This is a genomic window from Mycobacterium attenuatum, assembly GCF_900566085.1.
Classification (GTDB): Bacteria; Actinomycetota; Actinomycetes; order Mycobacteriales; family Mycobacteriaceae; genus Mycobacterium; species Mycobacterium attenuatum.
Genome location: NZ_UPHT01000103.1, coordinates 1 through 21,974, shown reverse-complemented (window position 1 = coordinate 21,974; position 21,974 = coordinate 1). Strand labels below are relative to the sequence as shown.

The following is a 21,974-nucleotide window of genomic DNA, read 5'->3' as shown; positions in this document are numbered from 1 at the left end:
CGCCAGCCCCGACGACAGCCACGCCCACGCCCACCCCGCCGCCGGCGAACACGACTCCAGCCACCACGCAGCCGCCCGCCAGCACTCAGCCGCCGGCAACCAGCCAACCCCCGGCAACCACGCAGCCGCCCGCCGTGCAGCCTCCGGCTGTGCCGCAGATACCGCCGATTCCAGCAATCCCCCAGATCCCCGGTATCGGCTTTCCGCAGCCACCGCAAATTCCCGGGCTAGGTCAGCCCATCCCCGGCCAGGCAGCGCATTAGCGCGTCGTCTAGCCCGTCGCTGACTCGGGGGCTGAATGGGCTGGATGGGAGGCCTTGAGAATTTCCTCGTTGTAGGCCTTGTCCTTGTCCACGTTGTCGGCGACCTGTTTGTCTTCGTCCGTTTCTTGGTTGTCTGCTTTGGCTTTTGCCGCCGGCGAATCCTTGTCGTCGGCGTAGCGGGGATGGCCGTTTTCGTCGAGCCAGTCGCCAACGGCCGTGCCGGTGATGGTCTTGCCGGAACCGGGCAACACCAATGTCGGCCGGTCCTCGTAGGCGGTCATCATTTCGGCCGCTGCTTGTTTGGCTTCGTCGTTGGGTTCCGGGACCTCGGAGGTGTTCAGTTTTCCACCATCGCTGCTGCTACCGGCCTGTTGTGTGTCGTCGCTCCGGCCGGCGGCCTGCTCGTCATGCGCAGTCATACCCGTGCCCCTTTGCAGTTGCAGTTTGTGACCGACCCCTCGACTCCGGTTACCCAGTGCGGCGCCGGTTCGAAACGCTTGCCGGTACCGCCGCGGTATCAGCTCGGCGTCGGGTAGCTGACACCCGTGAGACGTTCGGAGACCTCCCAGAGACGCCGGCAGTCATCCTCGTTGCGGGCCCGGGCGGGCACCTTGGCCTCGGTCACGCCGCCGCCGGCTGCCTCGTAGAAGCCCCGGGGGCCATAGAACACGCCGCCCTCGGCCTGCGGCGCTGCGGCCGCATACAGTGCGGGCAGCATCCCTTCGTCGATCTCCTGCCACAAGAACGGAGTGAACCGCCACGACGCCGTGTACAGCCGCTGCATCAAGGCCGGCTTGTCCCGGCCGTGCGAAGGTCCGCTGATTTGCAGGTTGGTCTTGGTCAGCCCGGGATGCGCGGCATTGGACATGATTCGCCAGCCGGCCTCGCGGCTGCGGCGGTCCAGCTCGCGAGCGAACATCAGCACCGCCAACTTCGACTGCCCGTAGGCCGCCATGGGGGCGTAAGACTTGTCGAATTGCAAGTCGTCGAAGTGGATACGGCCACGCCGTGCGGCCAGGCTGCTCAGCGAGACCACCCGCGCGGCCGGTGCGGCGCGCAGCAGCGGCAGCACCCGGGCGGTCAGCGCGAAGTGGCCGAGATGGTTACTGCCGAACTGCAATTCGAAGCCGTCGGCGGTCGCCTCGCGTTCCGGCGGGGTCATGACACCGGCGTTGTTGATGAGAATGTCGATCGGGCGGCCTTCGGAGTTGAGCTGCTCACCCAGCGCAGCCACGGAGGCCAGCGACGACAGGTCGAGTGCCTGGATGGTCAGCTTGGCGTCGGGAACCGCGGTGCGGATCTGCTCGATGGCCGCCTCACCTTTGGCCCGGTTGCGGATTGCCATCACCACATCAGCGCCGGAGGCCGACAGCCGTCGAGCCAACCCGAAACCCAGACCGCTGTTGGCGCCGGTGACGACGGCCAGCTTTCCGGACAGGTCGGGCACCGTGGCGATCAGATTGTTAGCCATGCGTTTCACTCCTTTTCCCGTGGCGCCTGTCTAGTGTCCTCTTTTCCTCGCCGCCGCAGAATCCGAGCGGCATGCTGAACACCATGGCCCTGCATCCGGGAGCGTGCCGGCGGCGGCGCGTCCTCGGATGGACGGCGGCATTGGTCTTCGGCACGTTACCGGCGCTTGCTTTCCCGGCGCCATCGTGGTGGTGGCTGGCGTGGTTCGCGCTGTTACCGCTGCTGCTCGTGGTACGGGCCGCAGCCAGCTCGTGGGACGGCGCGGTGCGAGCGTGGTGTGGTCTTGCCGGGTTTGTGGCCGCCAACCAGTACTGGCTGGCCGGCAGCGCCGGTCCAATGCTGGTGCTCTTGGCTGTCGGACTCGGTGTCCTGTGGCTGCCGTGGGGATGGATCGCCCACCGGCTACTGTCGGCGCCGGTGACTGCCGGCCGCCTGGCCGCCTCCCTGGTGGTGCTGCCCAGCGCGTGGGTGGCGGCCGAAGCGGTGCGGGCGTGGCCCGCGTTGGGCGGTCCGTGGGCGCCGTTGGGCGCGTCGCAATGGAATCAGCCCGTCACATTGGCGTCGGCATCCGTCGGAGGAGTCTGGTTGACGAGTTTTCTGGTGGTCGCCGTCAATGCCGCTGTCGCCGTCGCGATAGTGCACCGGCAGGCGCTGTTCCTCGCGCTGGGGGGCGCGGTGGCGTTCGGGGGACTAGGACCGGCGTTCTACCTGTTGGGTCCGGCGCCTGCCGCCGGCCCGACGGTCCGGGTAGCGCTGATACAGCCAGGCGACATCGACGATGCGATCGCCCGGGAAGCGGCCAGCGAGGCGATCACCGCCACTGTCGTGGGGCAGCGCGTGGACTTGGTGGTCTGGGGGGAAAGCAGCGTAGGGCAGGATCTCGGCACACATCCCGAGGTGCTGGACCGGCTGACGGAGCTGTCGCGGCGGGTGGGCGCGCAGCTCCTCGTCAACGTCGACGCGGCCGCGCCAGGCGGCGGCATCTACAAGTCGTCGGTACTTGTGGGTGACAGCGGTATGGTCGGCACCTACCACAAGACCCGACTGGTGCCGTTCGGCGAATATGTGCCGCTGCGGCCGCTGGTCGGTTGGTTCACCCGTCACAGCAAGGCCGCCGCCGAAGACCGCAAGCGGGGAAGCGGGCCGGTGGTCCTGCATGCCGGTGGCCTCGGCATCGGGCCGCTGATCAGTTATGAGACGACGTTTTCCGATCTGGCGCGCCGCGAAGCGCTGCTGGGGGCACACTTGCTGGTGTATCAGAGTTCCACCTCCACTTTTCAAGGCAGTTGGGCGCAGCCGCAATTGGCCGCGCAGCCCGCAGTGCGCGCGGTCGAGGCGGGCCGCCCCGCGGTGCATACCGGGTTGTCCGGCGACAGTTCGGCCTTCGACGCCCGTGGGCACCGGCTTGCGTGGTGCCCGTCGAACTTCCGGGGCGCCGTGGTGATCAGTGTTCCGTTGGACTCGAGCACCACGCCGTACCAACGACTGGGGGATTGGGTACCGGTGACGGCGTTTGTGGTGCTGATCGGCGCTGTGATACTGCTCTGGCGTGACAAACTGCGTGGATGAGTAGCAGACGGGTCGCCAAGATTTCGTTGGCATTGGCCATTGGGACGTTGGTGGTCTCGGTGGCCGGCTTCATCACCACGTTGGTGCTCAACGCGTTCTTTCTGGACAAGTACAACGCTTACGGTGAAGTGCCAATCCCCGGTTCGGGCAGCGTCCACCTGCCGGCGGGCGAAGTCACCGTCAGCCTGCACACCGTCGTCATCGGCGGTACTAACGGCACCGGCCTGCCTGTCCCGCCATTGGGCATCTCCATCGACCCACCCGAGGGCGCGCCCCAACCACACCTCACCGAAAGCATCGGCAGCACAACGACGGTCAATAATGACGCGCATGTGCGGGTGTGGATTGTTCAGGTTCCGGCCGAAGGCACCTACCACGTGACCACCGAGGGGCAGGTCGGCGGATACATCAACCCGCGACTGGCTTTCGGTCATCAGAGCTCTTACGGCTATCTGGTGTGGGTATTCGTCGCCGTCTTTGTCGTCGGACTGGCGGATCTGGCGTTGTCGGTGATGTGGCTGAGCCGCAGCCGGCCTAGGGCGGTGTCGCCGGCCGGGTGGTCGGTGCCCATCGAGCCCAGCGATCAGGGGGTCAAGCTCGAGCGTCTCAAAACAATTGCCGCGCTGCGTGATTCAGGTGCGCTGACCGAAAGCGAGTTCGAGTCCGAGAAGCGTCGGATTCTTCAGGGGCGCTAAACCGGGCCGGAGCTGACGCCGTCACCGAGATCGACCTCTTGCAGGCAACGTGCGAGAAAAGACCTGCAATACGTTGATTTCGCGGAGGCTGGCGGGGCGGCGAAGGTGGCCGCGGGGCGACGTGTGACCAGGGGCGACCTAGTGACCGCGGGCTACCCATTCCCCGTAGCGGACGACCTCATTGCCGATGGTGGTGCTGTCGCCGTGGCCGGTGTGCACGACGGTGTCGCCAGGCAACGTCCCGAGCCGTTCGGAGATCGACCGCAGAATCGTGGGGAAATCGGAGAACGAGCGTCCGGTTGCCCCGGGTCCGCCGGAGAAGAGGGTGTCACCGCTGAACACCACGCCGGGGCCGAGGTCCCGGACATACCAGCACACCGATCCCGGTGAATGGCCCGGGGTATGCAGCGCACGCAGTTCCAGCCCGGCTACCCGCAACGCATCTTCGTCAGCGACGGGACGAAAGTCTTTGCCCGGGTGCGTCATTCGCCATAGAACGTCGTCACCGGGGTGCAGTAGCACGGGGGCGTCCAGGGTCTCACCGAGCTGAGGGGCTACCGTCACGTGGTCGTTGTGGCCATGCGTACACACCACCGCTACCACGTTGCGGCCCCCGACCGCTTCGATGATCGGAACGGCGTCATGGGCGGCGTCGAACACCACGACTTCGGAGTCGTCGCCAACCAGCCAGATGTTGTTGTCGACTTCCCAACTGCCGCCGTCGAGTTCGAAAGTTCCATGGGTGACCACGCGCTCGATCCTCATAAGATCACCACCGAGCGCAGCACCTTGCCGCCGTGCATCTGGTGGAACGCCTCCTCGACATCGGCGAGCTCGATTCGCTCGGAGACGAACTTGTCCAGTGGAAGCCGGCCCTGCTGATAGAGGTCGATCAGGGTGGGGAAGTCGCGTTCGGGCAGGCAGTCGCCGTACCACGAGGACTTCAACGCTCCGCCGTGGGAAAAGAAATCCAGCAGTGGCATGTCCAGCCGCATTTCGGGCGTTGGCACACCCACCAGCACCACGGTTCCCGCCAGATCGCGGGCATAGAAGGCCTGCTTCCAGGTTTCGGGCCGTCCGACGGCGTCGATCACCACGTTGGCGCCGAAGCCGTCGGTAAGGTCCTGAATGGTTGCGACGACGTCGGATTCGCGCGCGTTGACGGTGTGGGTCGCACCGAATTCGCGTGCCCACGCCAGCTTGGTGTCGTCGGTGTCGACCGCGATGATCACCTTGGCCCCGACCAGCGCGGCACCGGCGATCGCGGCGTCGCCCACGCCGCCGCAACCGATCACGGCCACGCTGTCATCGCGGGTCACTCCGCCGGTGTTGATCGCCGCGCCGATGCCGGCCATGACTCCGCAACCCAGCAGACCGGCCACGGCCGGGTCGGCTGCCGGATTGACCTTGGTGCATTGACCACAGTGCACCAGCGTCTTGTCGGCGAACGCGCCAATGCCCAACGCGGGGGTGAGTTCGGTGCCGTCGGTCAGCGTCATCTTCTGTGCGGCGTTGAAGGTGTCGAAGCAGTAGTGCGGCCGGCCCCGTTTGCACGCTCGGCACTGACCGCATACCGCGCGCCAGTTCAGGATCACGAAGTCGCCCGGTTCGACCGTGGTTACCCCTGGCCCGACGGCTTCGACCGTGCCCGCGGCCTCGTGGCCCAGCAGGAACGGGTATTCGTCGTTGATGCCGCCGTCGCGGTAGGTCAGATCGGTGTGGCAGACGCCGCAGGCGCTGAGGTCGACGACGACCTCGCCGGGCCCGGGCTCCGGGACGACGATGTCCACCAATTCGACGGGCTCGCCCTTTTTCCGTGAAATCACGCCGCGCACTGTCTGACTCATGGGCTCCAACCTATAGCTCGGACGCTATGAGCCTCGCCGAGACCGCGCGCAGCGCGTCGATTCTGTGGTGAGTGAGTCCATTTCGGCGTGCTCGGCTGAACGCAGACTCGGCGCCTCACCAGCCCGGTGTAGCGTCGCTGACCATGACGGCAACCGACACCGGCCCCGAAACCAGTCCCGAAACCAGTGAAGAATTCAGCAACCGGATTGTTGCCGCCATCGACGGCGCCGGTTTGGCGATTCTGCTCAGTGTCGGCCATCAGACCGGGCTGCTGGACACGATGGCCGAGCTGCCGCCGTCGACCAGCGCCCAGATCGCCGAGTCGGCGGGCCTCGATGAGCGCTATGTCCGGGAATGGCTGGGTGGTGTGACCGCCGCCCAGGTCGTCGACTACGACCCCGAGAAGGCCACTTACGTGCTACCCGCCCATCGCGCCGCAGCCCTGACGCGAGCTGCCGGACCCAACAACCTGGCCCGCCTCACGCAGTTCATCTCGTTGCTCGGCGAGGTTGAGCAAAAGGTCATCGGCTGCTTCCGGGCCGGCGGCGGCGTGCCCTACAGCGACTACCCGCGCTTCCACACGCTGATGGCCGAGTTGAGCGGTGAGGTGTTCGAGGCCACCCTCGTCGACGTGGTCTTGCCCATGGTCGACGGCCTGCCGGAGCGTCTGCGCGCCGGCGCCGAGGTGGCCGATTTCGGTTGCGGCAGTGGGCATGCGGTCAATTTGATGGCGCAGGCCTTCCCGCACAGCCGGTTCACCGGCATCGACTTCTCGGACGCCGCCGTTGCGGCGGGTGCGGCGGAAGCGGCTCGACTTGGCTTGAACAACGCCGCATTCGAGCGGCACGACCTGGCGCACCTCGACGAGGTCACCGAAAAAGCAGCCGCCTACGACGTGATCACCGCCTTCGACACCATCCACGACCAAGCCCATCCGGCGCGGGTGCTGGCGAACATCCATCGAGCGCTGCGACCCGGCGGTGTGCTGCTGATGGTTGATATCAAGGCGTCGAGCCGGCTCGAGGACAACGTCGGTGTTCCGCTGAGCACCTATCTGTACACCACGTCGATGATGCACTGCATGACGGTGTCGCTGGCGCTGGACGGCGTGGGGCTGGGAACGGTGTGGGGCCGGCAGGTGGCCACCTCGATGCTCGCCGCCGCCGGGTTCGGTGATGTGCAAGTCCGCGAAATCGAGTCAGATCCGCTGAACAACTACTACATCGCCCGGAAGTGAAGCGCCCGACTCCATGGCTGCTCTGAACGCTCTTGACGACTGGCCGGTCCCCGCGGCTGCCGCCGCGATAGTTGGACCCGACGGTGTGCTGGCCACCCACGGTGATACCGCACAGGCTTTCGCGCTGGCGTCGGTGACCAAGCCGCTGGTGGCGCGTGCCGCGCAGATCGCCGTCGAGGAAGGTGTCGTCGACCTCGACACCCCGGCCGGACCCCCCGGCTCCACGATCCGCCACCTGCTCGCGCACGCATCAGGGTTGGCGATGCATTCAGCGAAACCGCTCGCTCGTCCCGGCGCCCGGCGGATGTATTCCAACTACGGCTTCACCGTGTTGGCCGAAACGGTGCAGCAGGAGTCCGGCATCGAGTTCGCCGGCTACCTGACCGAGGCGGTGTTCGAGCCATTGGGCATGGCCGCCACCCGGCTCGATGGCGGCACGGGCGCGGCCGGGTTCGGCGCCACGTCCACGGTCGCCGATTTGGCGCTGTTCGCCGGCGATTTGCTGCGCCCGCAGAGCGTCTCCGGGCAGATGCACGACGAGGCGATCACCGTGCAGTTTCCGGGCCTGGACGGGGTGTTGCCCGGATACGGTGTCCAGCGTCCCAATGACTGGGGGCTGGGCTTTGAGATCAGGGATGCCAAATCGCCGCACTGGACGGGCGCGCGCAATTCGGCGCGAACGTATGGCCATTTCGGTCAGGCGGGCGGGTTCATCTGGGCTGATCCTGAAGCGGACCTGGCGTTGGTCGTCCTCACCGACCGTGATTTCGGAGAGTGGGCTCTGGGACTGTGGCCTGCGGTTTCGGACTCGGTCTTGGCCCAGTACAGCTAATGCGGACTGCACACTAGCGCAACAGCGGTCCCACAGGGCACAATAGACACGCAAGACAACAATAATTTCAGGCAGGTATCTCGCTCGCTGGGGTTCGCCAGGTCGTTGGGGAAGACGTCCCTCGTGAACCGAAGGAGCAAGAGATGCGTGCGTCGAATCAGTTCGCCGACGTGACGACCGGCGTGGTGTACATCCACGCCTCGCCCGCGGCGGTGTGTCCGCATGTCGAGTGGGCGTTGTCGTCGACCCTGCAGGCCAAGGCGAATCTGGTCTGGACGCCGCAGCCGGCGATGCCCGGGCAGTTGCGTGCGGTCACCAACTGGGTGGGGCCGGTGGGCACCGGCGCCCGACTGGCCAACGCGTTGCGCTCGTGGTCGGTGCTGCGGTTCGAGGTCACCGAAGATCCCAGCCCAGGGGTCGACGGGCAGCGGTTCAGCCACACCCCGCAGTTGGGATTGTGGAGCGGGGCGATGAGCGCCAACGGCGACATCATGGTGGGGGAGATGCGGCTGCGGGCATTGATGGCGCACGGCGCTGACACCCTGGCCGCCGAGCTGGATTCGGTGCTGGGCACCGCGTGGGACGAGGCGCTCGAGGTGTACCGAGACGGTGGCGACTCGGGTGAGGTCGCGTGGTTGAGCCGCGGCGTCGGTTAGCCACTTCGACCGAAAGAGTTGCGCCGGCGTTGAGGGTTTAACCCCGGGATGCTTCACGACACCCGCTAGCCGTCAGGGTGCCACGACAACTTCGACGGTGGTTGCGCCGGGGTCCGCCACGACGGTCAACAAGGCGGCGCCGGGTGCCGACGTGACCTGTCCACCTTTGACACCGACCTGATAGCCGTTCGGGTACTCGATGGGTGGGACAGAGATGACTGTCTGCTCGCCGGAGCTGAAACCTCCGTGGTGGTCGGCTCGCTCGGTCGAGTAGGTCAGTTGGAACTTGCCTCTGCGGAATGCCCAGAACGTGGGTGTGCCAGCGACCACCTGGGGGTACGGTTCGGCGAGCACGGTCAGTTTGGCTGTGTTGACATTGTCGCCGGTTGGCGGGAGTGCCGGGTTGTAGACCAGAGCCTGTGCGTTGGGTGCGGTGCTGGTCGGGTCGTTGCCGGTGTACGCCCACTCCAACCAACCCATGTGCTGTAGGTCCGCTTGCTGTATCACCTCGGTGATGTTCTGCAGGTTATCGGTGGCGCCGAACTCGGTCATCAGTTGTGGGATTTGGAAGAACTTTGCATAGATTGTCCCGTTGGTTTGCGTGATCGCGTCCAGGACCGGGCACCCGACGTCTACATGCACCGTATTCTCGGTGGCGCAGTAGTCGTGAAACGCGAAGGCGGTGTGTGGGTCGATCACGTTGCCCAAATCGGTGTGGATTCCGGCGGCGAAGAGCTGATTCGGCTGGAAGAACACCAACCTGGTGGGATCGACCGCTCGGATTATCGGCACGATCTTTTTGTAGAAGTTCGTCAACTTGTGGTCCTGGATCGGGCAGCCCAAGACCGGGTTCAGGCAACCTTCCCACACGAAACCCGGAAACGGCTCGTTAAACGCCTCGTAGCCGAATACTGCTGTGTTGTTACGGAAGTAGTCTGCGACATGCGCCCAAGCGCGTGCAAAGTGGTCTTCTAGTCCGATCCCGTCCGGTGCCGGCGCGTCCCTCCAGAACTGGGCATACGCATTTTCCAGCGCTGGGTTGAGGAAATAGTTGTTGGGAAAGCCCAAATGAGGGTTGGGCAGCCTCGTTTCCGGTACCGCCCACGCCGGCGCGCCCTCCCCTTGGAAAATCTCGTTGTACATATCCTGATGCATGTCAAGCAGGCTGACGATGCCATGCGAGGCCAGCGTCTGCACCGTCTGCGCGATCGAGGCGAGGTAAGCGTCGTCATAGGTGAGCGGTTGGGGTTCGACGGCGGTCCAGAAGATGCCCAGCCGCATCGCGTTGAAACCGTTGGCGGCAAGGAAAGCCGCGTCGTCGTCGCCGAATCCGTCAGCGGATGGCTCGTACGGCGGAAACTTGTATACCTGGTTGAGACCGTGCAGCACGACGACCCGTCCGCTGGCGTCGGTGATCCACGTATTAACGCCGCCCAGCGGCAGCATCGGTCCGGGCGGCACCATCGCGCCGGCTTGTGGGGCAGTGCGCCACGATGCATCTGTCGTCAAGCCCAAGATGAGCAGACCGGCTGCGGCCATATGGGTAACGCGGCGAAGGTCGATGCGGATCATGCCCTCCAGTGACGTGAGCCCCAGTTTGTGAAAGCGTCTGGGAATCATTGGCCTGTGATCATCACCGCTGTGGCACGAAGGTGTCACGGTTCGCGCACGATGTGGTGTGCTTGCTTGCGCCCTCGTCGGCCACAACACGGTCTTAGGATGTGTCGCTGACTTTTTCGAGGGGAATACATCCGTGAAACACGAACGACCACAACGAATTATCGGTTAGCGCTCATAGCCAGCCAGCGTTGCGCCTGGTCGGGAACGTGACGAGGCCGGCGTGCACTGCGGGCGCACGCTACCGCCGCCATGGTCCTTGTGCGCCAATGCGTCTCGCCTGCGGCGCCCTCGGTCAACGTCGCGATCGCCTGGATGGCGGGATCGAGGGCTCGCGGAGTCGACGTTTGGCGTGGCCGGGGCTAAGGATGCCTGGTGTGGCCCGCCCGATCGAATGACTGACGTCTCGATCCGACCACCGAAAACGGGAAACCATGAAATCCCGGCCTTATATATAGCGTTGCAAGCCAAACGCGATTCAGCGCTCAAACGTCGACCTGTTCATTATCATACGGATCGATTCCGATGCTAATAAAAAGACATTATACATCGATAACAGGGAATTATTGAATTCATCGATTCGGTGCGCCGCGCCGGTGCGTACCCGGCGCCGTTCCTGAGACTTGCCAACGTTGAGTCGACCGCGCTCCTGTGCGGCGATGAGCAACGCGCGATATACCAATACGACGCAAGCAAATTGGTGTGTGGCGGCGGGATCGTTACAGCCTTTCCGGCCGGAGCGGTGTCCCGCTCACCGGGCCACTTCAAGTTGACACGGTCGGCCCTCGGTGCCGTAAACTGCCGCGAGTATGTTGCGACTTTCGGCCGGCCTGGCGATTCGATGCCGAACCTTTATCAGAACCGCCCGGACAACTGATCCTTAGGGAGAAGGTCCGTTTACTTGCGCTGCCTGGCCCAAGCTCATTCACATGTTCATATCTCGACTTGAAATCAGCCGAACGGATTCAGCACGCTAACGAAGGGTCAAAACACAAATGAAGTCGTACCTCACTCGCCTTGGCGCCGCGATGTTGGGCTGTGCTGCGGTGATGGTGTCTTCTCCTGCGGTTGCCAGCGCTGACCCGCCGGATCCGCACAAGCCGAACATGACCATGGGTTACTGCCCGGGCGGCCGTTGGGGTTGGGGCGAGTTAGCTGTGTGCGACGGCGAGAAGTATCCCGACGGGTCATTTTGGCACCAGTGGATGCGAACCTATATGACCGGCCCGCAGTGGTACTACGATTGCGTCGGCGGTGACGAGCCGCTGCCGGGTCCCCCACCGCCTGGCGGTTGCGACGGTGCGATCCCGCCCGATCAGCCCGACGCGCCTGCCACCTGACCGCTGCCGGTGATCGGGTCGGTTTCGAACCCGCCACCGAGCGGCTAGATAACGCTGTCCGGCTCGAACGCCGGTTTGGCCGATACCGGCATGTCGACATTTCCCTTGCAGGCGCCGCTGGTGATGTCGGTGTGGAACACGCCGGTGAGGATCCCATACGCTCCGGGTGTATATACCGCTAGGGATCTGGCCGGGTCGTACTCGATTGTCCCGTCGGGCAGCAGGCAGTCCCATTTCCAGGTGGTCTCTCGCACCCATTGGGAGCCGTTCCAGGTGTATTCGATTGGGCGCTGGATGAATTCGTTCTTGGCCGGTGGCCCATCGGTCACGGTCGCGATGCAGACACCCGACGCGCAGCTCGACCTGAAGGAGTACTTCGCCCGGTGGGCGTATTCGGGTGCACTGGCTGCCACGCTGGTACCGCTTTTCGCGTTGGCTCCGAACGTCACGACATATTGTCCGTTCCAGCTCGGACCGTCGTCGGCTGTCGCCTGGGGCGCCGTGGCTGCGGGCACCGCCGCGCAGCCCAGCGCGGTAGCAGCCAATGCGGCCAGTGCGATCTGGCGAAGTCCGGACATCTTTCCTCCCTGATCGGGCCTGATCGGGCCTGATCGACCTGATCGACCTGATCGACCTGATCAGGTTTAGAAGAGATGTCGGGTTCGGTGATCGAGTTGTTACACCGCCCCGGGATTGGGTCGCAGCACGTGCAGCGCGGCGGGAACCGCGGAGATTTCGGCGGGCAGCGGGCACGCGAAGTCGCCGTCGGCGTACACGTTGATGCCGGGGCACTCGACGTCGACGGTCTTGGCTCGTGCGGTGGTCACCTCGTCCAGTTCGACGTGAGTGCCGTTCATGGCCGTGGGGAGGAAGCGGACCATTCTCGTCCGGGATGCAGAAGCCAGCATGGTGATGTCGAGCAGGCCGTCGGAATGATCGGCGTTGGGGCAGATCAGCAACCCGCCGCCGTAGCTGCGGGTGTTGCCGAAGGCGGCCAGCGTGAGGTCGGAGTCTATTTCCCGAGCGCCGTCGAGGACCAGTCGGAACGGCAACATCCGCAACTGCGAAAGCTCGGCGAACATCGCGATGTAATAGCGCATGCGCCCGTGCGGCCAGCGCATCCGATTGGCCCTATCGGTCACTAGCGAATCGAATCCCGTTGCCGCCACGGTGCCGAACCATTTATCGGCACCTGCACGGTCCCGAATCCGGCCCAGATCAACGGTTTCCGTCCAGCCGTCAACGACTATGTCTGCGGCGGCTTCGGGATCCTTTGTGGGAATCGCGAACTCGCGGGCATGATCATTACCGGTGCCCGCCGGAATGATGCCCAGCGGAATGTCGGTGCCCGCCAATACCTGCAGCGCATTGGAGATGACGCCGTCGCCGCCGGTGACGACAACGGCGTCGGTGCCCTTCTCGAGGGCCGCCGAAACGAGATAACGCGCGTCTTGTGCGTCGTCACCGATGATTTCGACGACCTCCACACCTCGATGGTGCAGTCGGGCGATTGCGATTTGTGCGGCCCGGACCGCGGCGCCGTGCCCCGAGACAGGATTGGTCAGCGCGGTCACCTTGTTGATCTCGCGCCGGCGGGGTTGCCTGGAGACAGGGTTCTCGGCAGTCACGGAATCAGCTTGCCGGGATTGAGAATTCCGGCCGGATCCAATGTCGCTTTGATCGCGCGCAGCAGCTCCACACCCAGATCGCCGACTTCCTCGCGCATCCAGGGACGGTGGTCGGCGCCGATCGCGTGGTGGTGGGTGATGGTGCCGCCGTTGGCCATGATCGCGTCCGACGCGGCCTTCTTGGCTGCCATCCACTGCTCGATCGGGTTGCCTCGCTGTCCGGCGACGACGGTGAAATACAACGACGCGCCGGTTGGATAAACGTGCGACACATGGCACATCACCAGCGCCGGGGTGCCCGATTCCGCCAGTGACGTGGTGAGCGCCTCGGTGACCGCGACTTTGAGTGTCGAGATATTGGACCAGTCGGTGGCGGTCTCCAACGTCTCGCACAGCGCGCCGGCCGCCAGCAGTGAATCGCGCAGGTAAGGTGCGGCGTACCGGCCACGCTCCCAGGCCTGGGCCGGCCCTTCGCCCAGCGGAGTTCCACCGTGGGCTTCCAGCACTGCGCGGGTCTCGGCGTGCCGGCTTTCGGCGTGCTCCTTGGTGCCCTCGAAAAGCGTGAGTCCCAAACAGCCGCCGGTGATCTGGTTTTCGCCGATCGACTCGGTGGTGGCCAGGTTCACGCCGGTCTCGGCCTCATCGGAGAGGCGGACGACGGTGGGTCCGGTTCCGGTTTGGGTGATGGCACGCAGCGCCGCCACCCCGGTAGTGAAGTCGGGAAACGACCAAGCCTCGTAACGTGTGGTTTCCGGTATCCGGTGCACCCGCAGCCGCACCTTGGTGATGACGCCGAAGGCGCCCTCCGAGCCGATCGCCAGTTGACGCAGGTCGGGACCTGCCGCCGAGGCTGCTACCCGGCCCAGATCCAGCACACCTACCGGAGTGACCATGCGCAGCCCGAGAATCATGTCGTTGAACCGGCCATAGCCGGCCGAGTCCTGGCCGGAGGAGCGGGTTGCCGCGAAGCCGCCGATGGTGGCGTACTGGAAGCTTTGCGGGAAGTGCCCAAGGGAGAAACCGTGCTCACCGAGCAGGCGCTCGGCCTCCGGGCCGGTGACGCCGGCGCCCAATTCCGCTATGCCGGAAAGGTCGTCGAGAAAGTGCAGTTGGTTGAAGCGGCGCAAATCCAGCGAGATCACGGCGCCGAATTCGCCGCGGTCGGGGTCAAGTCCACCGACGACATTGGTGCCTCCGCCGAATGGGACGACGGCGATGCCGTGGTCGGAGCAATACTGCAGGATCGCGGCGACGGTGCCGTCATCCCCGGGTAACAACACCGCGTCAGGAGCATCCTGTGGGCTAGTTGCCTTGCGCCGCAACATGTCTGGGGTGGACTTGCCGCCGGAGTGCAGTAACCGGTCACGGTCGGCTGCGCGGAAGTATTCGGCGCCGACGATTTCGGCCAGCGCGTCCCGGTCGGCCTGCGACAAGGCGGACGGACGCAGGGTCACCTGATCGGGATCCAGCTCGGCCTCATCCGAATCGCTAAGTCCAACAACTTGTTTCAGCAGAGCACGGACGCCGTCGGAGAGGGCCTTCGCGGCGGCGGGATCTCCCCACGCGTTCCATTTCATGGGCGGAAGGAGTTCCTCGAGATGTGTCATGCGTTACAGTATTACATATGCTGTCAACGAGTAATGGTCCCGAAAACATCGGGAACCGCATACTTGCGGCGGCGGCGAGCTGCATCCGTGATTACGGCGTTGACAAGGTGACTCTCGCCGAGATCGCACGACGCGCGGGCGTCAGTCGCCCGACCGTATACCGCCGCTGGCCGGACACGCGGTCGATCATTGCGGCGTTGCTGACCAGCCACATCACCGATGTGCTCGCCGAGCTGCCCCTCGACGGAGACGACCGGGAAGCTGTGGTCAGGCAGGTTGTCGCGGTGGCCGATCGGCTGCGGCACGACGATTTGATCAAGGCGCTGATGCATTCGGACCTTGCCAGGGTCTACATCACCGAGCGCCTCGGGGCCAGCCAGCAGTTCCTGATCGCGGGGCTCGCGGCGCGACTCAAACTGGCGCAACAAACGGGCAGCGTCCGCGCCGGCGACCCGCGGCAACTCGCGACCATGGTGTTGCTCATCGCCCAGTCGACGATCCAGTCCGTCGACATCGTCAATCCGATCCTCGATTCGCAAGCCCTGGCTGCCGAACTCACCTACTCACTGAACGGATACCTGGCCTGATGCCCAATTCGACCGCTCTGAACGCCGCGCGCCGCGGCGCCGAACTGACCGCCCTCGCCGACGGCGAGGCGCTGGATGTCCTCGTCATCGGTGGCGGCATCACCGGCGTTGGGATCGCGTTGGACGCAGCGTCCCGGGGTTTGCAGGTGGCGCTGGTGGAAAAGCGCGACCTGGCATTCGGCACCAGCCGCTGGAGCTCCAAACTGGTGCATGGCGGGTTGCGCTACCTGGCGAGCGGCAACGTGGGCATTGCCCGGCGCAGCTCGATCGAACGTGGAATCCTGATGACCCGCAACGCTCCTCACCTCGTGCATGCGATGCCTCAGCTGGTGCCGTTGCTGCCGTCGATGGGTCATGTCAAACGCGCCCTGGTGCGCACCGGGTTCCTGGCCGGCGATGTGTTACGAATGCTGGCCGGCACGCCATCTTCGACGCTGCCACGATCGCGGACTATTGCGGCGCAGCGCGTGGTCGAGATGGCGCCCACCGTGCGACGTGACGGCCTTGCCGGCGGGTTATTGGCCTACGACGGGCAATTGATCGACGACGCCCGGCTCGTGGTGGCGGTCGCGCGCACCGCGGCCCAGCACGGCGCCCGGATCCTGACCTATGTCGGCGCATCGAACGCGACGGGCACCTCAGCGCGGTTGACCGACCAGCGCACCGGCCAATCCTTCGACGTGTCGGCCCGCGCCGTAATCAACGCCGCCGGAGTGTGGGGTGGCCAGATCGACCCGTCGCTGAAGCTACGCCCCAGTCGCGGAACGCATCTCGTGTTCGACGCCGACGCCTTTGGGAATCCGACTGCGGCACTAACCATTCCGATTCCCGGCGAGCTGAACCGCTTCGTGTTCGCCATGCCCGAGCAGCTGGGCCGCGTCTATCTCGGTTTGACCGATGAAGATGCTCCTGGCCCGATTCCGGATGTGCCAGAACCATCTTCACAGGAGATCATGTTCCTGCTGGATACGGTCAACACCGCGTTGACGACCAAGCTGCAGACGACCGATGTCATCGGCGCCTACGCCGGGCTGCGGCCGCTGATCGACACCGGGGAGGGCCGCACCGCAGACGTCTCACGCGACCACGCCGTCGTCGAATCCCCGTCGGGGGTGATCAGCGTGGTCGGCGGCAAGCTGACCGAATACCGGTACATGGCCGAGGATGTACTCAACCGTGCAATCGGACTGCGGCACTTGCGCGCCGGCGACTGCCGCACCCGCAACCTGCCGTTGATCGGCGCGCCGGCAAACCCCGGGCCGTGCGCACAGGGACCGGCGGCCGGATTGCCAGAGTCCTTGGTGGCGCGTTACGGCGCTGAAGCAGCCAACGTCATCACCGCCGCGGCCTGCGAGCGGCCCACCGAAGCGGTCGCCGACGGGATCGACGTGACCCGGGCCGAGTTCGAGTACGCGGTGACCCACGAGGGGGCACTGGACGTCGACGACATACTCGATCGCCGGACCCGAATCGGGCTGGTGCCCCGCGACCGGGAGCGCGCCGTCGACGTGGCCGAGGAGTTCCTGGCCGAGGCCGCCCCGGCCTGAGGCGGACGGTAGTAACCTTAAACGGAACTGAGTCGTATCGACAGAACGGTTGACAAACCATGGCGGTGGAGCGCGTGGCAAACAACCGTCCGGAGCCGGCCGCGCGGCCGAGGCGGAGCCCGGGGCGACTCGATCGGTCTTTGGACACGGTCATCCTCGAGGCGGCGCTGACGGGCGTGGCCGACAAGGGTTATGACCAGCTGAGCATGGACGACATCGCGGCCCGCGCGGGGGTCGGCAAGGCGGCGATATACCGGCGCTGGCCGTCGAAGGCCGAGCTGGTGGCCGATGCGATCGCCCAATGGCGGCGCGCACGAGCGCCGGTCGATCCACCCGATACCGGCAGCCTGCGGGGCGACATCGATGCACTCGTGGCGGCGGTGCCGGATTTCGATGATGCTGACCAGAGCACCATCCGAATCATCGTCGGGGTGGCGACGGCGGCTATGCACCATCCCGTGCTGGCCGCCGCCCTGGACGACCTCGTCCTCTCCCGGCCACGGCAGCTGCTGCGGGTGGTACTCGACCATGCCGTGGCCCGCGGCGAGGTCGCCGCCGGCCGGGACCTCAGCTTGATACCCGACGTCGCGATGGGCCTCAACGTGCTGCGGGTGATGACTGGACGGCCCATCGATCGCGTCTTTGTCCGGCGTGTTCTCGAAGACGTGGTCTTACCGCTTGCCATCGCGCCGGGCACTTAATCCCTGCGCTTCAGCGAAGCAATTGCGATCTCCCTGCCTCCGGTGCCAGACTAACATCAGGCGGAACTAATTCGTTCCGTTATGGCGAAGGGGAGCGCGCATGAGCGACACGCATGTTCCGGTGCTGATCGTCGGGGCCGGGGTGGGCGGGCTCGCGGCGTCGGCGCTACTGGCCCAACACGGTATCCGCTCGCTGCTCGTCGACAAGAGGCACGAGACATTTACCTATCCGAAGGCTCGCAACCTGAGCTTCCGCAGCCTGGAGATCCTGCGTGGTCTCGGAGTGGGCGATCAGACCCGTGCGGTGGCCGAGCACGTTTCGACCATGCTGGCAAAGCCGACGCTCAACAGCGCCGAGGAACGTCCGGCGATCGACATGGATGCGATATTCGCCGGCCTGGACACGCTGAGCCCGGAACCGGTCGCGCAGTATTGCCCACAGAGCAAGTCTGAGCCGATCTTGCTGGGCGCGGCCCGCGCCCGCGGCAGCGAGGTGCGTTACGGAACGGAGCTCGTCTCCTTCGACATGGACGAGGCCGGTGTCACTGCTCGCATCGCGGACCGGACGTCCGGGGAGCGCCAGACGGTCCGTGCCGACTATCTGATTGCCGCAGACGGCGTGCACAGCCCGGTCCGTACCGCGCTCTCGGTCACCACCTCTGGCTACGGGGCGCTGCCCAGCTATGTTGTCTTCATCTATTTCCGGGCGTCGTGGCGCCATGTCGTCTCGCACCTCAGCGATGGCGATGCGGTGCAGGTCACCAACCCGGAAGCACCTGGAATATTCTTGGCGGTCGCCGACGACCTCGGCATGTTCATCACCACCTACTTTCCCGCCAAAGACGATACGGTACAACGGTTTACGCCACAGCGCTGCCGCAATCTGCTGGCCGCGGCCATCGGTGAACGGCTCGACGTGCAGATCATCGAAGTTGCGTCGTGGCAACCTTACGAACAGGTGGCCGACCAATTCTGCTGTGGTCGTGCACTTCTGGTCGGTGATTCGGCGCACACGATGCCGCCGTTCAAGGCCGGGGGAGCCAACTTCGCAATCCAGAGCGCACACAACCTGGCCTGGAAGCTGGCTGCCGTCCTGCAGGGAACCGCCGGTCCGGGGCTGTTGGCCACCTATCACGCCGAGCGTCACCCGGTCGGCCGATTCGCGGCGCGCCAGTCCCTCACCGGCCCGACCGTCGCCCTGCTCGAGTTGGACGCCGACCGACCCCGGTTGCCCGCCGGCGAAGAGTGCTCGATGTTCCAGTTGCTGATCGGTTATCGCTATCACTCGGCGGCGGTGGTCACGGGCCAGCCGGCGGTGGACCCGGACGAGGTGCATCTGGTGGACGAATTGTGCGGGCAGCCCGGCACCCGGGTACCGCATCTGTGGATATGGCAAGGCGGACAGCGTGTTTCGACGCTGGATCTGCTCGGACCCGGATTCTCCCTGCTCACCGGGGACGAGCGCTGGCGTGAGGCTGCGGCGGCGGTGTCGCATGCCCTCGGCGTGCCGATCGCGACGCAGTGCCTGGGCGACGAGGCGTGGTTCGCGGCGACGCGGCTCGCGCCGGGCGGAGCGCTGCTGGTACGCCCGGACGATTTCGTCGGCCTGCGGTGCGGGGAGTTTCCAGCTGACCCTACTGGCGTTCTGCGCCAAGCGCTTTCGAGGATTCTTTGCCGTTGACGAGCAGACGCACAATCGCATTGCGTGGGCCGGCGGCGTGCGATTCTGTGTCTGCTCGCCGGTGTGAGCCAGGTATCAGCCAACCATGCGCGCGCGGTTCAGGTGGCTTGCGATTCGCTGGGCCAGGCGGTAGGGCTCCCGTCTCACGTCGCTGACGACAATCGGGATAATCGTCCACCCGAGTTCCTGGATCTTGGCCCACCGTGTTTTGTCCCGCAGCATCTCGCCGCGCCCTACATGCCACTCAACGCTTTCGTACTCGGCCGCCAGACGCATTTCAGGCCAAGCGAAGTCGAGCCGCCATAGCTCGCCGGCGGGGCCGTAGATCGGATATTGCAGTTCCGGTACAGGCAACCCGTGGTCGATGATGACGAGCCGAACTTCACTCTCCATAGCCGATTCCGCACGCTGGTCGGCCACAGGCAACAGGTCGCGCACCGCGACGATTCCTCGGCGCCCTCGCTGTTCGATCACGGCACTTTCAATTTCGCTGCGAGTGCACCGCATTGAACGCAGCGCGGCGTCCAGGGTGGCCAGCGCCCGGGGACGGCGCAGTTGTCTTGCGACCTCGACGGCGGTCCAGGCCGGGGCGGTTGCCAGCCGGCCTGACACCCGTTGCAGCCGGGCGCCGGTGCGTTGGTGGACCATCAAACCAACAGTTGGCCGCATCCGTACGCCGGGGTCGAGCACATGGATGGCAGTGGTGTTCTCCGTGTCGAATCCGTACAACGCGGCCGCAGTGCCCAGGCAAGCCACGGCTCGTTGCCCCATGAAGACGTCAAGTGCGGCCAAGCGTTCCAGCAGATCTGGCGTTCGGGCTGAGTAGACCCCGTACCACACGCGCACGAGGCCACCGTTGCTGACTTGGACGTCGAGCTGTTGGCGCGTCATGACCGTTAGCAGTTGCGCGGTGGTGGCGAATCCGCCGACCTTCTCCAGCAGCGCCAACGCTCCAGGGTGCACTGGGACAGCATGCGGGGAGCAGCTGGCCTAGGCCAGTCACGCTGGGGATAACTGCGGCAAGCAGACACAGAGTCGCACTGCGTGCATCGCACGCATGCGATTCCGTGTCTGCTCGCGGCTGGACTAGAGCGGGATGTTCTTGTGCCGGCCGCGCCGTGCCGGTGCCTGGGCCAGCGCCTCGGTAAGCTTGCTGCGCGTGTGCGCCGGGTCGATTTTCTCGTCGACCACACCGATTTCGATGGCGCTGTCCACGCCGCCGGCGATGCGCTCATGCTCGGCCGCCAACTCGTCGTGCAGCGCTTCGCGTTCATGCTCGGGCGCGGCGGCCAGCTTCTTCTTGTGCAGGATGCCGACGGCCGCTTTGGCGCCCATCACCGCGACCTCGGCGTCCGGCCAGGCGAACACCTTGGTGGCGTTCAGCGACCGGGAGTTCATCGCGATGTAGGCCCCGCCGTAGATCTTTCGGGTGACCAACGTGACTCGCGGCACGGTGGCCTCGCCAAAGGCGTGCAGCAGTTTGGCGCCGCGGCGCACCACGCCGCCCCACTCCTGGTCGACACCGGGCAGGTAGCCGGGCACATCGACGATCACCACCAGCGGAATGCCGAAGGCGTCGCAGAGCCGCACGAAACGCGCTGCCTTCTCGGCACTTTCGGAGTTCAAGCAACCCCCCAGCCGCAGCGGGTTGTTGGCCAGCACCCCGACCGTGCGCCCCGACAGCCGGCCCAGGCCGATCACCATCGACGGTGCCCACTTGGCCTGGAACTCCTCGAACGTGGTCCGACCTTGTTCCGAGTCGAGCAGCGCGTTGACGATGGGGTGCACGTCGTAGGCCCGCCGCGACGATTCGGGCAACAACTCATGCAGGTCGCTGTCACCGGCTTCGGCCTTGCTGCGGTCGAAATGCCCTTGCTGGCACAACAATCCGACCAACCGACGGCCGCGCTCATAGGCGTCGAGCTCGTCGTCGGCGACGATGTGGCACACCCCGGACTTCTTGTGGTGGGTGTCCGGGCCGCCGAGGGACGCCATGTCCACGTCCTCACCGGTGACGCTGCGGACCACATCCGGTCCGGTGACGAACACCCGGCTTTCCGGGGCCATGACGATGACATCGGTCAGCGCCGGACCGTAGGCAGCACCGCCGGCGGCGAAACCGACGACCACCGAGATCTGCGGGATGTAGCCCGACGCGCGGATCATGGCCTCGAACACGGTGCCGACGGCGTGCAGCGCCCGCACCCCTTCAGCCAACCGGGCACCACCGGAGTGCCAGATGCCCACGATGGGGCTCTGTTCTTCGATGGCGGTGTCGTAGGCGTTGACGATGTGCCGGCAGCCTTCGGTGCCCATGGCGCCGCCCATCACGGTGCCGTCGGTGCAGAACGCGATGGCGCGCACGCCGTTCACGGTGCCCGAAGCGGCCAGTACGCCAGAGCGGTCACGCTCATGCAGCAGCTCCACGCTGCCGTCGTCGAAGAAGGTGCTCAGTCGCAGCAGCGGATCGCGGGGGTCGAGCGACTCGCCGACCGCCTCGGGGGCCATGATCGTCATCGCAGGTCTCCTGTTGCTCCGGGGGTGGCTTGGGGTTTAGTACCGCCCGAAAGCGATGGCCACGTTGTGGCCGCCGAATCCGAACGAGTTGTTGATCGCATACCGGTAGTCACCGGGCCGCGGCTTACCCGCCACCACGTCCAAGTCGATCTCTGGATCGAGGTTTTCCAGGTTCAGTG

General features: G+C 65.5%; 20 protein-coding genes and 2 pseudogenes. 11 read left to right on the top strand and 11 right to left on the bottom strand.

The genetic code is table 11. From position 1 onward, the window contains the following. Positions 1–263: pseudogene (locus EET13_RS30945) on the top strand (Hsp70 family protein); the annotation flags it as partial. Positions 264–271: 8 nt separating this feature from the next. On the opposite strand, the gene EET13_RS17385 reads toward EET13_RS30945, so the two are convergent. Both EET13_RS17385 and EET13_RS17380 read right to left on the bottom strand, forming a co-directional pair. Continuing rightward, the gene (locus EET13_RS17385) at positions 272–682 is read right to left on the bottom strand and encodes a hypothetical protein (RefSeq protein WP_122443449.1); all 411 of its coding nucleotides are present in this window, start codon (positions 680–682) and stop codon (positions 272–274) included. 98 nt (positions 683–780) lie between these two features. Beyond that, positions 781–1,734 (bottom strand): SDR family oxidoreductase, encoded by a 954-nt coding sequence (locus EET13_RS17380; RefSeq protein WP_122443448.1) that lies wholly within the window; start codon positions 1,732–1,734, stop codon positions 781–783. Between the two features lie 83 nt (positions 1,735–1,817). Between EET13_RS17380 and lnt the strand changes: the two genes are divergently transcribed. Next, positions 1,818–3,302: an apolipoprotein N-acyltransferase gene (gene lnt, locus EET13_RS17375; protein ID WP_168991297.1), complete on the top strand. Its 1,485-nt coding sequence runs from the start codon at positions 1,818–1,820 to the stop codon at positions 3,300–3,302. After that, positions 3,299–3,997 carry an SHOCT domain-containing protein gene (locus EET13_RS17370; protein WP_122443447.1) on the top strand — a complete coding sequence of 233 codons (699 nt, stop codon included), beginning with the start codon at positions 3,299–3,301 and terminating at the stop codon, positions 3,995–3,997. The genes lnt and EET13_RS17370 overlap by 4 nt, the downstream gene beginning before the upstream one ends. A 138-nt stretch (positions 3,998–4,135) precedes the next feature. Here EET13_RS17370 and EET13_RS17365 read toward each other — a convergent pair whose 3' ends face one another. Beyond that, positions 4,136–4,762, bottom strand: a complete 627-nt coding sequence (locus tag EET13_RS17365) for an MBL fold metallo-hydrolase (protein WP_122443446.1) — start codon at positions 4,760–4,762, stop codon at positions 4,136–4,138. Beyond that, on the bottom strand, positions 4,759–5,844 hold the full coding sequence (locus tag EET13_RS17360) for an S-(hydroxymethyl)mycothiol dehydrogenase (protein WP_122443445.1): 1,086 nt from the start codon (positions 5,842–5,844) through the stop codon (positions 4,759–4,761). Before EET13_RS17360 ends, EET13_RS17365 begins: the two co-directional genes overlap by 4 nt. A gap of 143 nt (positions 5,845–5,987) precedes the next feature. Between EET13_RS17360 and EET13_RS17355 the strand changes: the two genes are divergently transcribed. From EET13_RS17355 to EET13_RS17345, 3 genes are all read left to right on the top strand, one after another. Beyond that, the gene (locus EET13_RS17355) at positions 5,988–7,082 is read left to right on the top strand and encodes a class I SAM-dependent methyltransferase (RefSeq protein ID WP_122443444.1); all 1,095 of its coding nucleotides are present in this window, start codon (positions 5,988–5,990) and stop codon (positions 7,080–7,082) included. 13 nt (positions 7,083–7,095) lie between these two features. Next, the gene (locus EET13_RS17350) at positions 7,096–7,914 is read left to right on the top strand and encodes a serine hydrolase domain-containing protein (protein ID WP_122443443.1); all 819 of its coding nucleotides are present in this window, start codon (positions 7,096–7,098) and stop codon (positions 7,912–7,914) included. Between the two features lie 143 nt (positions 7,915–8,057). Continuing rightward, positions 8,058–8,570, top strand: coding sequence for a DUF3145 domain-containing protein (locus tag EET13_RS17345; RefSeq protein WP_122443442.1), 513 nt, complete (start codon positions 8,058–8,060; stop codon positions 8,568–8,570). A gap of 72 nt (positions 8,571–8,642) precedes the next feature. On the opposite strand, the gene EET13_RS17340 is transcribed toward EET13_RS17345, so the two are convergent. Continuing rightward, positions 8,643–10,190, bottom strand: coding sequence for a cellulase family glycosylhydrolase (locus EET13_RS17340; RefSeq protein ID WP_122443441.1), 1,548 nt, complete (start codon positions 10,188–10,190; stop codon positions 8,643–8,645). A 992-nt stretch (positions 10,191–11,182) separates the two neighbouring features. On the opposite strand from EET13_RS17340, the gene EET13_RS17330 reads away from it, so the two are divergent. Then, positions 11,183–11,527, top strand: a complete 345-nt coding sequence (locus EET13_RS17330; RefSeq protein WP_122443439.1) for a hypothetical protein — start codon at positions 11,183–11,185, stop codon at positions 11,525–11,527. Positions 11,528–11,571: 44 nt separating this feature from the next. Here EET13_RS17330 and EET13_RS17325 read toward each other — a convergent pair whose 3' ends face one another. The 3 genes from EET13_RS17325 to EET13_RS17315 form a co-directional block, all read right to left on the bottom strand. Next, entirely contained in the window at positions 11,572–12,105 is a 534-nt protein-coding gene (locus EET13_RS17325; protein WP_122443438.1) for an Rv2253 family sensor-like surface protein, read from the bottom strand. Positions 12,106–12,204: 99 nt separating this feature from the next. Then, positions 12,205–13,155, bottom strand: a complete 951-nt coding sequence (locus tag EET13_RS17320) for a diacylglycerol kinase (protein WP_122443437.1) — start codon at positions 13,153–13,155, stop codon at positions 12,205–12,207. Next, the gene (locus tag EET13_RS17315) at positions 13,152–14,732 is read right to left on the bottom strand and encodes an FAD-binding oxidoreductase (RefSeq protein WP_122443451.1); all 1,581 of its coding nucleotides are present in this window, start codon (positions 14,730–14,732) and stop codon (positions 13,152–13,154) included. Before EET13_RS17315 ends, EET13_RS17320 begins: the two co-directional genes overlap by 4 nt. Positions 14,733–14,779: 47 nt before the next feature. Here EET13_RS17315 and EET13_RS17310 point away from each other — a divergent pair, with 47 nt between their 5' ends. From EET13_RS17310 to EET13_RS17295, 4 genes are all read left to right on the top strand, one after another. Then, entirely contained in the window at positions 14,780–15,349 is a 570-nt protein-coding gene (locus tag EET13_RS17310) for a TetR/AcrR family transcriptional regulator (RefSeq protein ID WP_122443436.1), read from the top strand. Beyond that, positions 15,349–16,896, top strand: a complete 1,548-nt coding sequence (locus EET13_RS17305) for a glycerol-3-phosphate dehydrogenase/oxidase (protein ID WP_122443435.1) — start codon at positions 15,349–15,351, stop codon at positions 16,894–16,896. The genes EET13_RS17310 and EET13_RS17305 overlap by 1 nt, the downstream gene beginning before the upstream one ends. Before the next feature lie 59 nt (positions 16,897–16,955). Next, positions 16,956–17,597, top strand: coding sequence for a TetR/AcrR family transcriptional regulator (locus EET13_RS17300; RefSeq protein WP_122443434.1), 642 nt, complete (start codon positions 16,956–16,958; stop codon positions 17,595–17,597). Positions 17,598–17,697: 100 nt separating this feature from the next. Beyond that, entirely contained in the window at positions 17,698–19,278 is a 1,581-nt protein-coding gene (locus EET13_RS17295) for an FAD-dependent monooxygenase (RefSeq protein WP_122443433.1), read from the top strand. Between the two features lie 75 nt (positions 19,279–19,353). Here EET13_RS17295 and EET13_RS17290 read toward each other — a convergent pair whose 3' ends face one another. From EET13_RS17290 to EET13_RS17280, 3 genes and pseudogenes are all read right to left on the bottom strand, one after another. Next, the gene (locus EET13_RS17290; RefSeq protein WP_211186456.1) at positions 19,354–20,241 is read right to left on the bottom strand and encodes a hypothetical protein; all 888 of its coding nucleotides are present in this window, start codon (positions 20,239–20,241) and stop codon (positions 19,354–19,356) included. A 123-nt stretch (positions 20,242–20,364) separates the two neighbouring features. Then, positions 20,365–21,795, bottom strand: a complete 1,431-nt coding sequence (locus EET13_RS17285) for an acyl-CoA carboxylase subunit beta (protein WP_122443432.1) — start codon at positions 21,793–21,795, stop codon at positions 20,365–20,367. Positions 21,796–21,831: 36 nt separating this feature from the next. After that, positions 21,832–21,974: pseudogene (locus EET13_RS17280) on the bottom strand (beta-ketoacyl-ACP synthase); the annotation flags it as partial.

Excerpts from the sequence above, each read along its gene's own strand:
- EET13_RS17385 (WP_122443449.1), bottom strand. The coding sequence starts at position 682 with ATGACTGCGCATGACGAGCAGGCCGCCGGCCGGAGCGACGACACACAA.
- EET13_RS17380 (WP_122443448.1), bottom strand. The coding sequence starts at position 1,734 with ATGGCTAACAATCTGATCGCCACGGTGCCCGACCTGTCCGGAAAGCTG.
- lnt (WP_168991297.1), top strand. The coding sequence starts at position 1,818 with ATGGCCCTGCATCCGGGAGCGTGCCGGCGGCGGCGCGTCCTCGGATGG.
- EET13_RS17370 (WP_122443447.1), top strand. The coding sequence starts at position 3,299 with ATGAGTAGCAGACGGGTCGCCAAGATTTCGTTGGCATTGGCCATTGGG.
- EET13_RS17365 (WP_122443446.1), bottom strand. The coding sequence starts at position 4,762 with ATGAGGATCGAGCGCGTGGTCACCCATGGAACTTTCGAACTCGACGGC.
- EET13_RS17360 (WP_122443445.1), bottom strand. The coding sequence starts at position 5,844 with ATGAGTCAGACAGTGCGCGGCGTGATTTCACGGAAAAAGGGCGAGCCC.
- EET13_RS17355 (WP_122443444.1), top strand. The coding sequence starts at position 5,988 with ATGACGGCAACCGACACCGGCCCCGAAACCAGTCCCGAAACCAGTGAA.
- EET13_RS17350 (WP_122443443.1), top strand. The coding sequence starts at position 7,096 with ATGGCTGCTCTGAACGCTCTTGACGACTGGCCGGTCCCCGCGGCTGCC.
- EET13_RS17345 (WP_122443442.1), top strand. The coding sequence starts at position 8,058 with ATGCGTGCGTCGAATCAGTTCGCCGACGTGACGACCGGCGTGGTGTAC.
- EET13_RS17340 (WP_122443441.1), bottom strand. The coding sequence starts at position 10,190 with ATGATTCCCAGACGCTTTCACAAACTGGGGCTCACGTCACTGGAGGGC.
- EET13_RS17330 (WP_122443439.1), top strand. The coding sequence starts at position 11,183 with ATGAAGTCGTACCTCACTCGCCTTGGCGCCGCGATGTTGGGCTGTGCT.
- EET13_RS17325 (WP_122443438.1), bottom strand. The coding sequence starts at position 12,105 with ATGTCCGGACTTCGCCAGATCGCACTGGCCGCATTGGCTGCTACCGCG.
- EET13_RS17315 (WP_122443451.1), bottom strand. The coding sequence starts at position 14,732 with ATGAAATGGAACGCGTGGGGAGATCCCGCCGCCGCGAAGGCCCTCTCC.
- EET13_RS17310 (WP_122443436.1), top strand. The coding sequence starts at position 14,780 with ATGCTGTCAACGAGTAATGGTCCCGAAAACATCGGGAACCGCATACTT.
- EET13_RS17305 (WP_122443435.1), top strand. The coding sequence starts at position 15,349 with ATGCCCAATTCGACCGCTCTGAACGCCGCGCGCCGCGGCGCCGAACTG.
- EET13_RS17300 (WP_122443434.1), top strand. The coding sequence starts at position 16,956 with ATGGCGGTGGAGCGCGTGGCAAACAACCGTCCGGAGCCGGCCGCGCGG.
- EET13_RS17295 (WP_122443433.1), top strand. The coding sequence starts at position 17,698 with ATGAGCGACACGCATGTTCCGGTGCTGATCGTCGGGGCCGGGGTGGGC.
- EET13_RS17285 (WP_122443432.1), bottom strand. The coding sequence starts at position 21,795 with ATGACGATCATGGCCCCCGAGGCGGTCGGCGAGTCGCTCGACCCCCGC.